Source organism: Amycolatopsis sp. CA-230715 (assembly GCF_018736145.1).
In the GTDB taxonomy this organism is placed as follows: domain Bacteria; phylum Actinomycetota; class Actinomycetes; order Mycobacteriales; family Pseudonocardiaceae; genus Amycolatopsis.
In genome coordinates, this window is sequence record NZ_CP059997.1 from 6513641 (window position 1) to 6529283 (window position 15643).

Below are 15643 nucleotides of genomic sequence, written 5' to 3' on the forward strand. Positions count from 1 at the left end.
ATGGCGATCGAGTTCACCGAAGGGGAGCGTGCGCTCTCCTATTGGTTGACCGGTGATGATCCGCCTCCCATCAACGAGGACAAGGTGTGGGGGCTTTCGCATGTGTGGCGGTCGCATGCGCAGCGGCTGCGGGATTTGCGGGTCCGTGCGCGTGCGGTGGTGAACGCGATCCGGCAGTCGGGGTTCGCGGGGGAGTCGGAGCGGGCGTTCGCGGCGCGGATGGGCCCGTTCGTCGATGGTGAAAAAAACTGGCTGGACGCGTCGGCTGATCATTTCGATCTGATGGCGGACGCGTTGAACAAGATCGCGGTCGAGGTGCAGTTCACGAAGATCGTGGTGTTGGCCGAATTGGCGTTGCTGGACGCGGAGATCGCGTTCTACCTGGCGTGGCGGTGGTGGTTCCCGGGGTTGGAGGCGTGGTTCCTGGCGCGGGTGTTCATGCACCGCACCGTGATATCGAGGGTGCTGACGTGGTTGGCGCAGCGGATGGCGGGACGGCTGCGGATCCCGGTGCAGATGCTGGGCGCGCTGACGACGAGTTTCGCACAGCAGCTGGGTCTGGTGTTCATCGCGCAGCAGGCGCAGATTTCGATGGGGACCAGGAAGGAACACGACAACCAGCACTACAAGAACGCCGCGGTGATCGCGACGGTCGGGTCGATGCTGGCGTTCGGGGGGATGTTCGGCGGGCCGTGGTTGAAGAAGCTGCTGGGCGATGTGGTGGTGAAGCACGGTGGTACCCGGGACAAGGTGGAGAAGTGGTTCGACAGCCACGCGACGAAGATGGTGGCGGGCGGCAGTCACGAGTTCTTCACCGAGATGATCGGGACCCTGATTCTGGAGGGCAAGCTCGTCGCCAACCCGGGTGCGTTCACCGCGGGTGCGTCGGAGTCGCTGGCCGAGATCTTCGGCGGGGGGCTTGGCGACAAGCTCAAGCAGAAGCTCATCGACGGAGCGATCGACACGGACAACAAGGCCGAGCACGAGAAGGACGACTCGGACCACGATTCCGGCTACGGCAGTGACACCGATGGCAATTCCCACCACGACACGAGCAGCGATTCTGGTAGCGACGCCGATTCGGTCTTCGATCGCGAGGTGAACGGTCCGGTCGGGGGCGACCAGGGCGGAAACCGTCGGGTGATCACCGGGGACACCACCCCGCCGCCAGTGACCGGCCACGACGCCAACAGCAGCGGCAACGAGAACAACACGGCCACCGCTACCTCCGGCGGCGACACCCGCGGCGGCCAGGGCACTACGAACAGCTCCGGCGAGAACCAGAACCAGCAGGACCAGACTCAGGACCAGAGCCGGAATCAGGGGCAGAACCACCACGACCAGAACCAGGTTCAGGACGAGGACCAGCAGAACCACCAAAGCCAGAACCAGAACCAGCAGCAGGGCCAGGATCAAACACAGCAGGACCCGCGCCAGCAGCAGAACCAGAGTCAGCAGAACCAGGTCCAGGACCAGAGCCGGAACCAGCAGAACCACCAAGATCAGAACCAGCAGCAGAACCAAGGCCGAAACCAGGATCAGGGTCGGAACCCGCAGGACCAGAACCAGCAGAACCGGAACCAGCAGGAGGGCCAGGACCAGGGCCAGCAGCGGGAGCAGAGCCGAAACCAGGACCAGAGTCAGAACCAGCAGGACCAGGTCCAGGACCCGCGGAACCGGAACCAGCAGCAGGTCCAGGACCGGAACCAGCAGGTCCAGGACCAGGGTCAGCAGCAGGACCAGAGCCAGCAGAACGAGGTCGAGGACAAGGGCCGAAACCGGGGCCAGGACCAGCAGAACCGGGACCAGGACCCGCAGGGGCAGGACGGCAGGGTGCGGACGACTCCGGCTGTGTCGGGGCCTGCCGCTGCCCAAACCGCGGCGCCACCCGTCGGGCAGGACGCACCGGCCCAGAGTTCGCAAGCCGCGCCGTCGACCGGTCCCGCTGCCGCTTCCACCGGCGCCGGCCCCGCCACGAGCGGTTCCGCTGCCACGTCGACGGGGAACGGGGGGACCACCGGCACCGGCGCGACCACGAACCCGTCCTCGAGCACCACACCGGTCTCGCAGCCGCCGACAGGTCGAGGAGCGACTGGCGGACCGACAGGATCGAGCAGCACGGTTTCCGGGCCGGAAGGCAAGGCTCCCGCCGCTGGCACGCCAGGCCGGGGGAAGCCCGCGGTCACATCGACGACGGTCAGCCCCGCCATGCCCTCGCGCGGTGATGGCGCGAAGGAGCGGGCGCCGGAGGTCGCGACGGCCTCCGTCGGAGCGTCGACAACGAACGTCGAAGAGACGACGCCGGTGGAGGAAACACCGGAGCAGGTCACGCCCGAAGAGGAGTCGCGGAACGACTCGGCGGAGGAGCGGCCCGCGGAAGAGTGGGTCGCTCACGGGCGGAAGGTGGACCCCGACCCGTGGCACGCGGAGATGGTCGCCTTCTTCTCGAAGCGAGAGGCACTGCCGGAGAAGTTGCGGGGCCTCGTTCGCGAACCGGTGGACGAGTTGCGGCTGCCCAAGGTGTCGTTCAAGGACTTCACCTGGTTGTCTTCGGTGCTGTCCCCGGTCCAGCAGTTCAAGATCGTGGAGACGCACGGCCGCGAAGTGATGGCGGGACTCTACGAACTGCTGCTGCGGCAACGCCGACAGGGCGACCGCGCGCGCGTCGTGGCCCTGCTCGCCAATCGCGAACTCGGCGGCTCCTTCTCGCTCCCCGCTTTCCGCTCGACCCAGTCACCACCGGACGATCTCGAAAAACTGCTCAAGCGCGACACCACATTCGATTCCGACATCGAATCCGAGACCGTAAAACCCGAGATTCACCAACCGGCCCAGGACTCGGCGCGACCGTCCGCGGAGAGCGGGGAATCGGGCGGGCGCACGCGGCAGTCGTCCGGTGCGGCGAAGCCGCCCGCACGGCCGGGGGCGGATTGGCTGGTGGGTGCGCCGGAATCCGATGACGCCAGCATGCCGGACGCGAGTGACATTTCCGAGTCGAGTGCTGATCCTGAGGTGTCGTTGGAGCCTGGCGAGGCCGCATGGGTGAGCCAGATCGTTTCCGACGTGGAGAACCTGGCGACGGGAGAACTCCAGCACACCGGCGAGGTTCTGGATCATCGAACACAAGGCCCTCGTTTGTTCGGCCATACCCGTCCGCAGCCCCACATCGCGCTGAACACCGATCCGGCGGGCTTGACGCCACGGCAGACGTGGGGGCTGCTGAGGTACGCGGACATGATCCGGTCGGCGTTGCCGGACCGGCCGCTCGGCCCGGGTGAGTTCGACGCCGCCGGTCAAGACGTTCAGGTCTTCGAATCGGACTGGTCCGGCCGGTATCTGGGAGTTCTGGACCCACTGCCGGAACAGGTCACCTCCCGGTATCCGCTCCCCGCGAAACGGGAGCTCCCGGTCGCGCTCTTCAACATCTGGCTGGGCGGGCCGGTGGACGGTGGTCCGCGTACCGCCGCCTTCGTCGAGGGTGTGCGGCAGACTCGGCGCGGTTTCGGTGGGCCGATCACCCTCTTCACCGACGTCTCCCGAGAAGACGTGTCTCGTGCGTTGGCCGACCCCGAACATCGAGGGGATCGGCTCGACGGTGTGCGCAGAATGGTGAAGATCGCGCAGGAACTCGATCTCTGGGTCGTCAACATCGATGAGTTCCCACTGGCCAACGCCTTTCCTTCGGTGGCGCAAAGAGTGTTGATGACGCGCATCGAGTCCGGTTCTCACGGTTACGTCAAGGCCAGTGACGAGCTGAGGTGGTCCCTGGGTTACTTGCTCGGAGGGCTCTACCTGGATGGCGATACCATTTTGCGCGACCCGAACGTCTTCGAGCAGGCGCGAAGTTCTGACGAGGGCTGGGCCGTGCTCGTCCGAGACAACGAGATGCTCGAAGACAACGGGCAGAACATCAACAACGACGCCATTATCATGGCGAAGGGCAATCCCGCGGTTCTGCACGGTATAGCCGAACGCGAAAGGGTGGCGGGCCTTACTCAGCTGGAGCTGTTCGGCGATCGGAACCACCAGGTGCCGGCGGATCTGTTCGACCCGAAGGGGAAATCCAAGTTCTGGGTCGACCACAACTCGGTGATCGACCGCGGGGGACCGGGTTTCCTGCAGAGGGTCCGTCCTGCCATCGGCTGGATCCCGCTGCTTCCCGGCGTGGGCGGAACCCATGCGAATTCATGGCTTTCCCCCGCCCCTGCCACCGCGGAAGGGAAAATTTCCTCAACGGATCAACGGGGCTCGGCAGAGTTGGTCGCGAAGGTCGCGGATGTGCTGATCTGGTATCTGCACAACCGGCCGAACGACATCTACTACCCGGCCGTGCGCGATCTTCTCGCCCGTCATGAAAATCCCGATCTGGTCGTGCTGGCGGCGACTTCCTTCATCGCGAGCGTTCCGGCGTTCCGGTCGCGGGTCAAGTCGGTGACCCCTGCGGAGTTCCGCAGCGGAAAATGGCAGGTCATCGTGGACCCCGCCACCGTGGCCAAACTGTTCGACGTGCCGAGCGCCGACCCGGGTACGTGGCGTGGTGACCAGGTCCAGTCGGCCACGCTGAAGCCCCCGCCGCTCGAGGTCCTGCCTGGCAACGCCACCGTCGGTGGCTGGCGAGAAACTTTGAACCCGGCGGAAGACGCCACCGATGACGGTATTCTGGCCGCGGTGGATCGCTGGCAGTCGGCCGATCTCATCCCCGAGTGGTGGCGATCGGACATTCCGGCGATGGAAAAGGCCGCCAAGTTCCACGCCTCCATCCACCGTCGGAACCGCATGCTCCTGGCCAACGAGCAGATTTCCGAACAGCAGGCGGGAAGCTCGGTCAGTGCCGTGGGTTTCGAACCCGTCCCGGGTGGCTTGGACGCGCTGATCCTGCTGCTGTCCGGACAGCCCGGTGCGTCCGCGGTGGTGGCAGGCAGGCAGGCAGGAAAGTGGTCCCGCGCCTGGAACCTGACCGTCGACCCGAGTGGCAGCTTGAAGTTCGTCGACGCGAAGCACGTGTTGTCCTCCTCTGGAGCGGTTCTGGAGGAGGAGCTCCGGCCCGTGCTGTCGGACTACGAGGAAGTGTACGCCTCGGCGGTCACCGTACAGGGTGAACCGGTCATGGCCGCGTACTTCAGGGAGCAGTCGGGTGCGCAGGGAAACCGGCCGCGGTGGAACCAGAACACCGTACTGGGATTGGCCGCGCGACTGCAGGTGGCGGAGTCCCGCGAAAGTGCGAAAGTCAAGACAATACGAGCGGTTCAAGAAGTAAGTATCCGCTCCGCGTATCAGCGCTTGGACTCGCTCGACCAGGATGACACGGCCAACCACGATTTGATCGCAACTCGAAAGCTGTTGAGCAGGTTCGGTTTGACCGAAGCTGTTCAAGTCGTGGCGCTTCACGCGTGGGGCGGTAACACGCAGTTGCGCAGTATGCTGCCTGCCGGGCTGCCGGATGACGTCGACGAATACGTTCCCGCCGTGGCGAAGATCATCGCGCTGGACGTAGCGGGGTCGAAGCTGGCACCGGGTTCCGGTGAGCGAGAAGAGATGTACCGGCGTCTGGTGGACGCGTCCGAAGAACGCGCTCTCGCTCTTCTGGATCCGGCGAGCCTGCGCAGGCGCAACCTGACTTGGGAATCGCTCGCGATGGCAGCGGCCGACCGCGTGGCGCGCGGCGGCGCGCAATCGCCGGACATCGCGGTGCGCCAGATCGCGCAGCATTTCGGTATCGGGTTGCGCGACGAGAGTGCCGAAGCGTCGGCGGGCGAAAGTGCGGAGGAAATGTCGACCCCGCCCGCGTTCACCGGGGCGGCCAGTGTGCTGGCTCGGCCGGGGAACGGCTGGACCGGCGGCGAGGTGGTGAATCGCGCCGAGTCCGTGGGGCAGTCGATCCCGGGTGGCTGGGATTCGGACGGTGCGCGCCGGGTTCTCGGCAGCGCGGAGGCGATGGTCCGGGACGTGGCACCCGGGTCCCTCGGTGGCCGGGAGTTCGCCGACACCGAGACGGGGTCGGCCGTCGCGAAGCTGGCTGCCTACGAATTGGCGGTGGCGAGCAGCACTCAGGACGAGGACGGCGCCGACGCCAGCGCGGCGGCACTCGTGCAAGAGATCATCACGGATCTGGCCGGTGTGTCGCCGGACCCGGCGCGGCAGGACGTGAGCTCGAGCAGCTTCACCAGTACCGACGAGGCGCGTACGTGGGTGACCATCAACGCCTCCCCCGTCGCTTCGATCGCGTCCATCCTGCATGTTCCTGGCGCGCTGCAACACCATCCCGACTTCGTCAATCTGTGCGTGTACGCGACCGCGGCCGCGTACAATTCATTGACAAGCGGCATCCCTTTCGTGTTCGAGCCGACGAGGGAGAATTGGAAGAACATCGACCGGGATGTCCTGTCCGACACCTTCAAGGTCGACGAACTCGAAGAGTATGATTCCCGGAACGAAGATCTTCCCGCGGTGGCGCTCCGCGAACTGGCGAAGAACCAGTTCGCTGTCGTCGCGGTAGAACATTCGTCCGGAAACAGTGGTGACGGCCGCGCCTGGCTCCACCTGCTGCTGGCTTGGCGGACGCCGCGGGGTCAGCTTCGCACGCTCGACATCTCGACCGGGATGCCCGCCGACCTGCCGACCGGGAAGTTCCACTTCGGCGTGATCGACCCCAGCCGGCTGACCGGTGGTTTGGTCGCGCTGCCCGGTCTCCGAGCGAACCCTGAGCGGGACCAGGCCCCGGAACACGCGATCGGGCAGCGGAACCTGATCGAGCAACAGGAACGAATCGACGAGATCACGGAGGCGACGAGCAGACCGCAGCGGAATGCCGCCGCGCCACCTGGGGGTCGTAGGTCCGGTTGGTTGCTGGGCGTGCCGGAGGCCGGTGCGTCGTTGGAGATGGTGCGCGACGAGTACGAGGATCTGGATCAGATCCTGGATGTGCATGCCGAGTACCGCGGGATTTCCGGGGCGGCGAACGAGGTGCCGCGGTCGTACGGTCACGGGGAAGCCGGGTTGGCCGGTGTGGTGGACGCGGTGCAGAAGGCGGGTCCTGGCGCGGACGCGGTGGTGCTGCTGCGGGGGAGCCGGACGGCGCTTTGGGTGTACAGCAAGAAGCGCGGCGAGGTCGACGAAGAGGGCAACGACCTCGAGGGAAGCGTGTGGTTGTCCCGCCCTGGACACGATGATGTGCGGGTACGGGCCGAGAACGGTTTCGTGTGGCCGCTGACCGGTGACGGGGACTGGTCGCATCCGGGCTACCGCGGTCGGCGGCTGATCGCGGACAACAGCGAGGTTCTCGCGGTTCCGTTCGACAGGTACTGGGTGGCGCGCCCTGGGCTTCGTGGTGGGGCGGCGGAGACGGGGAACGAGCCGGGGCGGCGGAACATCGGGCCAGTGGTGGACGAGTTCCTTGCCGGGAACGACATCCGCGGGCGCTGGGCCGAAGCCACGGGTCGGCTCGACGGGCTCGGAGAGGCCAGGGACGAGCTGCTGACGACCGCCGAGGGCCTACTGGGCCAGGACGGGCTTCCCCTGCTCACCGACATCCAGCGGGAGTGGCTGCGCCCGGTGGTGGCGTGGGAGCTGAACTCCGGGGACGCCGAGGAGATCGGCCGGACCCTGCGGGAGGATTTCGGTGCGGAGTCGGGGTTGCGGCAGGCGTGGACCGAGCAGCGGCTGACCGACGCCGCGCGGGACGTGAACCCGTCGCCGGAGGAGCTGGCGCAGGCGGACCGGGTGATCGCCGCGACTTTCGACAGCGGCGTGCTCAGCGATGCCGATCAGCAGCGCACGCCCGAGTTGGTGGTGGCGATCAAGGAGGTGATCGCCGGGGCCGTGCGGGACGGGGGACTGACGCACGCGCTTCGGGTGGCGGACGAGATCGCCGCCGACCGAGGCAGCATGGCGCTGGAGTGGACGCCTGCGCGGCTCGAAATCGAAGGTGGCGCTGCGAAGTCCACATTGGACTCCGTTGCCGACCGCGTCCGGGTCGCCGAGGCGAGGTGGAAGGCGGAGCTGCTCGTGTCGTCGTTGGTCGACACCGGCGTCGAGACCACTTTGGACGGTGAGCGGCGGACTCGCTCACCGGAGGAAGCGGCCCGTGTGGCGACGGCGGCGCGCGACGTGGTGGCACTGGAGATGCACCGGGCGGGGATCGACGCGAGCCAAGCGCTGGCGGGGGAGATCGCGGCCGGGCTCGGGGTGAAGACGAAGCCGAAGCCCGCGACGGCGACCACCTACCGGCGCCAGGACCGCCGCGTGCAGGTCCTCTCGTTCCCGGATCACCTGGGAGACTCCGATTACGTGGCCAAGCTCGGCAAGGGGATTCCGCCGGACGGGCTGGACCACTACGAGGTCAGCGATCCGGCTGTCGAGTTGTCCAGGTGGGTTTCGGCCCCCGAGTTCTCCGACGCGATCTTCGTGCCGCTGAAGGTGGAAGGGGGGCGCGCGAGGTTCGTGGACTCGCGGTCCGGAAAGGAATTCGCCGAGGACGGGGCAGGTGCCGCGCGGATCGCCGTGTGGCACCTGCGCGACGCCGACGAAGACCTGACCCGGCCGCTGGTGCTGCTGTTCGGGGACGCGGATCCCGCGTTCAAACGCGACTTCATCGAGGAGCTGTGGCACCTGAAGCAGGCGGGCACGGTGTTCGCCGCGAACACCGGAGTCGGCTTCAGCGAGACCGGCGGCCTGACGATCACCGAACCGGGCTCGAGCGGCAAGCGGCTCGACAGCGGTGATTGGTTCAGCGAGCATCGGCGTCCCGGCCTCATCGGCCGTGGCGGCGGACTGGTCGAGCGGGCACGGCAGCAGCAGCCGCGGCTGGAAACGGGCTCCCGATGGGACACGATCAGGGCCGGGATCAGCGAGGGGCTCGGCGAGAACTCCCTGTGGAAACCGCTCGTCGAGGTGGCGTACTCGGACCAGAACCTGGACAACGCGTTTTCGGGAATTCTCGACGGGAACCACGTCGATCGGATCGGGTTCCGCGAGCCGGAGATCGGTATCGACGTACTCCACCTCGGCCCGGGTAAGTACCTCGAAGACAAGACGATCGATCTCGTCACGGAAACGACGGTCTACGAAGACGTGCAGCGCTCGTCGGCCAAACCGCATCTGCTGAACCTCGACGCGCCGTGGTTCCAGATCATCGCGAAGTACGTGATCGTCAAGGTCAAGCCCAGCGGCGCCCTGAACTTCGCGACGTCGCTCTTCGAGGCGATGCGGTCGCGGACGCGGACGACGGCGGTGTCGGAAGCCGATGTGCAGGTGACCGCGATGGAGCACGAAGCGACCATCAGGATCACCTACCGGGAGCACCGCGCTTTCCCGTGGCAGAAGCCGAAACCGCCCCGGCAGCGAATCGTGAAGACCAGTGTGGTCCTCAACTGGCGTCGCCCCGGCGTGCCGGACGACGGCCCGGTCGACTCGCGGAAGATCGTGCACACCGCGTTCCCCGGCGCTCCGAAAGCCATTTCCGACGCGGTGTCGGACAAGCTCGGCGGGTTCAGGGCGAACGACACCGGAGCCGAGCGGTTCCGGGAGTGGCTGGGAACGCTGGGCGCGGCGGAAGCCGACCAACTGCGGAACGGGGCGGTCGTCGGGAAGAAGTTCTTCTTCGCCGGAACGGGCGGTGCCACGACGATCCGGCTCGGCCGGGTCCAGGACGTCGACGAGCACGGCGACCCGGTTCCCGTGCTGGGTACCCAGCAGTTCGATCCCGAGCGGATGGAGGAGGTCACCGGCAGGGCCGAGAACGAGGCCGAGACCAAGAAGAAGGACTCGAACGTCCGCGACACGGGGCTCGGTGTCATCGTGGCAGGCGGCGACGTGACCGGTCTCACCGGTGCCGCCGCCGGGCCGCTCGCCGTGCAGGCGAAGAGCGATCAGCGGAGCGAGTCGGTCGCACCCTATGTGAAGTCCGCGCGCGATCTGACGCACCGCAGCGTGCTGGTGACCAGGACGCGGCCGATCACGTGGGCGGTGTCGATCGAGCGGGCGCGCGGCGAGGCGCAGCACTTCACGCTGCCGGGTACGGAGGTCCTGACCGAACGCGACGAATGGACTCCCGCGCAGCCGAGCGCGGACGAAGTCTTCGAGCTGCTGCAAGGAGCCGACCGGACCGCCGACCCCACCGCGTTCCGCACCGACCCGGCCGACGATCCGAAGGAGGCAACCCGGCTGGAGGCGCCGTACCGGGTGGGGGCCTTCACACGGCTCCCGGATCCGACCGTGCGGTACTGGACGAGCGAGATCGTCAAGCAGGTCCGCGAAGATCGCGAGAACCCGGTTCCGGACGCTGAGATGTGGAACCTCAGCCAGGAGATCGAGCGCCAGCTCAGGGTGGTCAAGGACGCGAACGATCCCTACTGGCACGTGCACCTGAGCACCGCGTTCCCCGGCGTCGAGGACGTCATCCTGGTCGAGCACCGGGATCTGGACAACGCCCGCTACGGCGGTGAGGTCGATCGCGAGCGCGTCCGCACCGAACTCACCGGCGGGACCGAGTACGGCACGGAGCACAAGAAGACCACCAGCTACAAGTGGGGCGTGGCGACCTTCGGGTACGAGATCGTCAAGAAGCTGTTCCTCTGGATCGAGGGCGAGCTCTACCACCACACCGCCCGGTCGGCCGAGCACAACACCCTGCAGGGTTTCGAGCACACCCAGATCCTGGACAGCGGCGAATCGCTGCACCTCTACCAGTACCCGAGCCGGGTCGACATCGCTTACGGCGGCCGGTGGTCGAGGCTGGAGACGACACCGGCGGCGCTCAGGACCGTGGTCGAGGTCGTGGCGCCGAGCCTGACCGGGCGGGACGAAGGGGCCCAGCCGAGGCAGGCCGACGGCGTCTACCACGAAGGCCCGGCCCCCGGGTTCGAACGGGAAGGCAAACTCCCCACCCGGTTCGAGGAGGTTTCGTCGAGGCCGCCGGAAAACGCGGTGCAGACGATATTCGAGGGACTCGCCGAACCGGCACCGTCCCGCTGGACGAGGTGGCTGAGGAAACTGGGACGCCCCTTCGTCGGGAGCCCGCCGAAGGAATTCGACGAGCCGGGCCGGAACGGTACGCGCAACACCGGGCTCGACGCACTGGAACCGCTGGCGGGTTCCGACCACCAGCGGGCGGGACGGCGCCGGGCGAAGCTGACCGGGGACGGCGTCACCGCGGCGACCTACGGCGGTCGCGGTCTCTTGGCGGCCGTCGGCAGGTCCGGCGACGTGCACGTCACCTCGACCCTCGGCGACCCGGAGATCATCGGAAAGGCCCCGGGGCACCAGTTCCGGAGCAAGGGGGCTTCGGTCGTCGGAACGACCCGCGGCGACGACCGGACCAACGGCGTCACCGCGTCCGCCATGGCGATCCCGTTCATGCTGCTGGCGAAGTGGCTCTACATGAACGTGGTCCTGAACCTTTCGCTCAACGCGCAGCAGACCGAGGGACGCACCTCCGACGGTGCGGTGCGGGACACCGCCGAACGGGACTGGGAAGAAGACGTCTACCTGGTCCGGTACCGGACCAGGGCGCAGTTCACCATGGCCGCGGAAGGCATGGCCTGGGATCCCTTCGGCCGCAAGCACTTGCGCGAAACGCGGGTGTCGACCCGGTGGACGGAAGTGCCCGACGCGATCACGATCGCGGTGCCCGTCAGCGAAATCGACCAGGTCGGTGTGCTGCGCGAGGAGGACGTCGCGAGGCTGACGGACGAGGAACGGGCGCGCTACCGGGAAGCCCACCCGGTGGGAGAACAGACGCCTGAGAACGAGGCCGAGACGGGGAGCCCGGTCGTGGCGCCGCCGGAGGTGGGGCGCGGTATCGGGTTCGTGGAGCTGCACCGTCCGGATGAGACGGTTCCGCGGCTTCTTTCGGGGATCACGGACATCCTGGAGCGATCGTCGCGGACCCGGACCGGGGAAGCGCACGCCACCAACCAGGTCGCGCTGAAGCTCACCCGGATCGTGCGCGAGCTGCTGGACACCCCGGACCGGATCGAGGAACTCGACACCTTCGCGCAGCGGATCACCGACCGGGTGTCCAGGGACAGCACCATGCCCGCGACCGACGTCGTGCTGAAGAAGCTGATGAACGGCTGGTACGTCGCGCGGGTGTCGGATTCCTCGGCGGGGCACCGGTTCGAGCAGACCGTGCTCCTGCGCGTGGATCCGGGCCGGGGCACCAAACTCGACGAGATCGGCAAGTACCACGAGGCGCGCACGACCGCGCAGACGCTGGCACGCGCGGATGCCAAGTCCGCCGCGGCGGAAGCGACCTTCTCGACCGGGTTGGCCGGCTACCCCAACGAGCCCAAGGTCGCGAGCCTGCCCTACGGGATGGTGAACCTGAAGGGGACGGTGAAGAGCAGCGAAGAGCACGCGTCGGAGCAGTCCGGCAGCACCAGTGTCGAGACGACGGCGGAGAAGGTGGTGCGGTTCCAGCACGATCTGACGGTGAGCATGTGGGTGGTGTCGGACGGCACGCCCAACTTCCTGCTCGCGCAGCTTCCGCTGTCGACGAAGACGTTCGCCGGGGCGACGTGGGACCAGTTCACCGTGCCCGGCGCGGGGCGTTCGTGGGTCAGGGAAGAGGACCTCGGCCTGACGGCGAAGGAGCCGATCGCGCGGATCCGCGGTTCGTGGCGGCACGACGGGCGCGGCACGGCCGGATTCACCCGCGACGCGAAGGGCCGCCCGGTCGCCGAGGTCCACGTCCACGACGTCGATCCGCAGGTGCTGGGCGAGCGCCTTCTGCAGCTTGCGGTCGGCGAAGTCACCGAGGAGGTCACGCTCCCGCCGGAGGACGGCCGGTCCCGCACCGCGAACGCCGTGTCCCACCGCCGCCCGCTCAGCGCCCGCGCGGTCGGTGACCTCTTCGAAGGGATCGACAGCGACCGGCTGAAGGCGGACCTCCCGGATCTGGTCGGCGGGACGAAGCGGTACCGGTCGCTGAGCGAGGATCTGGAGTACGTCGACATCTCGGCAGACGTGGTCGAGTGGGAGGTGCTCGAAGCCGACGAGCGGCCGATCGTGCGCACCGGGGCGGAAAAGGACAAGCGCGCGAAGGGCTTCGAGGTCACCGGTGGCGCGAGCTGGGTCGCGGGGGTGGACCTGCGCCCCGCGGCGATCGAGGACAGCCAAGGACGCCCGGCGGCCACCATGATCACCACCAGCCAGGACCTCGGGACGCGGACCTTCCACCAGGACAAGGAAGCGCACGAGACCAGCAGGCAAGAGGACTACCCGCCGGTCGAGGGCGGGCGCTACACGTCCAGGATCACCGTGCGCTGGAAGGTCACCCCGAAGTACCGCGGCAAGGTCCCGCCGTGGTGGAACACCACGATCAGCACCGGCAGGGAGAAGTCGTTCCTGATCAAGACCGACGCGCAGGGCCTGCGGGACCGGGGTTTCCGGGTCCTGCCGGACGGCTCGGTCGTCAGCGGCCCGGAGCCGAAGCTGCCGCGAGTCGAAGAACGGCCGCCGGGGCCGCGGTTGCTCGCGACCGTGCCCGAGGAGCAGGAGTCGCGGCGTGCGCCGATGTCGGCCGAGCGGGAAGGCCGGTGGGCGGACCGCCTGGCGGCCGCGGAATCGTTCCTGCGCAAGGGAAAGTTCTCCGACGCGAGCTTGCGGGACTGGAACGCCACCGCGGAACGGTTGGTCGGCGAGGGAACTGGTGTGGTTCCCGTCGACGAACTGCGGACCGTGCTGGTGCACGCGCTGGGGACCGGTGACGAAGCCGGGGCGCGCCGGGTGCTGGCTGACCCGTTCGGGGCGCCGGTCGAGCCGGGACTGTTCGATTTCCTCGGGGATACCGACGAGGACAAGAACACCGCGGAGTGGCTGGAGCTGAACCTGCGGCAGGCCTTGGTCAGGCACGGGCTCACGGGCGACGCGCTCGACAAGGCGATGGCCGATCGCGGTGCGGTGCGGGACGCGTACGAGAGCATCAAATCGCCGAGGGAGCGGGCCAACACGGAAAAGGCCGGGGAACTGATGGCCGAATACCTGTTCAGGTTGCTCAGCACCGGGACAGGACAGGGCCAGCGCGGTCTGCCCGGTGGCAGGCCGGACGACGGCCAGCGGGATGCCTCCACCGACGAGGAGTCCGTGCCAGGGGATTCCGATTCCACGGGATCGGGCGGCGAGGTTCGTCGCGGCCGTAGCCGCAGGCCGGTGCCTCTGCTGCGGTTGAACGACGAAGGTTTCGGCGATTTCGTGACGGACCTCATGGATGCCATGGACGATCAAGCTCCGCCGCCGGTCGACCGTTCGCGCTCACGGTCGGTCTCCCGATCCACCGTTCGTTCGCAGGGCAACAGGTCGCTGACGCCGGAGCGGATGAAGGACGAGTTCGGTATTCCGACCCGGAACCAACAGCGAATCCAGAATCTGGTGAACCGTTTCCGGGTGGTGCTGGAAGCGCGGCCGACCAACCCGGCATCGGTGCGGTGGCTGGAGCGGGGCGCGGTTCCCAAGCCGCTGGAAATGAAGGCGAAGACGATCGGCGAATTGGATGTCCACCTGGGGGCGCGGGAGGACCACATCGGCCTGGTCGGCTATTTCCGCCCGGTGATGCCCGCTCGGGAGGTCCTTGACGGTCTCGATTCGAAGCAGCGTGCCGCGGTTCTGCGCAGGTACCGCGATCGAAACGCGGAGTTCGACGCCCCCGACGTGTCGAATGCCATCCACGGGCAAGGAGGAAGGTTCCGGGTTGTCGATGGGGTCGTCGAGGAAAATGTGGGGTACGGGGAGTTCAAGTTCGTCACCGGTGATTTGGACATCTATCACATCTCCCTGCCGGATGACGGGTCCCCGCTCTCGAAACAGGATTACGAAGACTTCGTCTGGTTGCTGACCAAACGGGCTGTCGGCGTGCAGCACGGCGCCCACATGTACTGGAAGCCGGACGGTGCTTTCCAGCAGAAGATCTTCGACGACATCGTGCGCAAGCACCAGTGGGGATCGGCGGAGTCGGAGCCGTTGATCCGGTTCGCGCCCTTCGAGGAGCCTGAACTGGTGTACGCGAGTTCCTCGTCCGCGCTGGACGATTCGCCTCCGGCGACGGCGGGCGACGAGGCGGATGCGCTGACCGAGTCGGCTCGTCCGGACATCTTCCGGGGCCGGTTGCGCGGGGGCGGCGAGGTCGGGGGTGAGCCGGGGCGCGCGAACGTCCGGCCGGTCGCGGAAGAGGGCGTCGATGCGTCGGATTCCTCGGAGTTCCGGCAGGTGTGGTCGCCGCCGCGGGTGATCGCGGTGGCACGTCAGGTGGGTGCGCTGTCGGCGGAGGAGCTGGCGCAGGCGGACCCGGCGATCGCCGCCGCGTTCGACGGGGGCGTGATCAGTGACGGTGACGCGCAACTGAACCCGGACCTCGCGCACGCGATCAGGGTGGTGGTCGCCGGGGCCGTCCGTGCCGGGGGGCACGAAGCCGCGTTGAGGGTGGCCGACGAGATCGCCTTCGATCGGGGCAGCATGGCCACGGACTGGAACCCGGATCGGCTCGTCATCTCGGGGAACGCGGCGTCGTTGGCGCTGGGGTTGCTGGGCGGTCCCGGACGCGTCGACGCGTTGCGGAACTCGGTCGCGCCGCTGGTGCCGTTGACCAACACGCCGCCGGAGGCCGGGGCGCCGGAAGGCCGCAGCGCCAAGGCACCGGCTCCGGCAGGCC

General features: G+C 67.7%; 1 protein-coding gene (only partly in view). It reads left to right on the forward strand.

Features of this window, described 5'->3' with window-relative positions; all coding sequences use genetic code 11:
* Nucleotides 1-15643, forward strand: partial view of a WXG100-like domain-containing protein gene (locus HUW46_RS31225; protein ID WP_215542351.1) — the 5' end (the start) only. It continues 26786 nt past the right edge of the window; 15643 of the gene's 42429 nt are visible here — the first part of the coding sequence; its start codon is at nucleotides 1-3; the stop codon falls past the right edge of the window.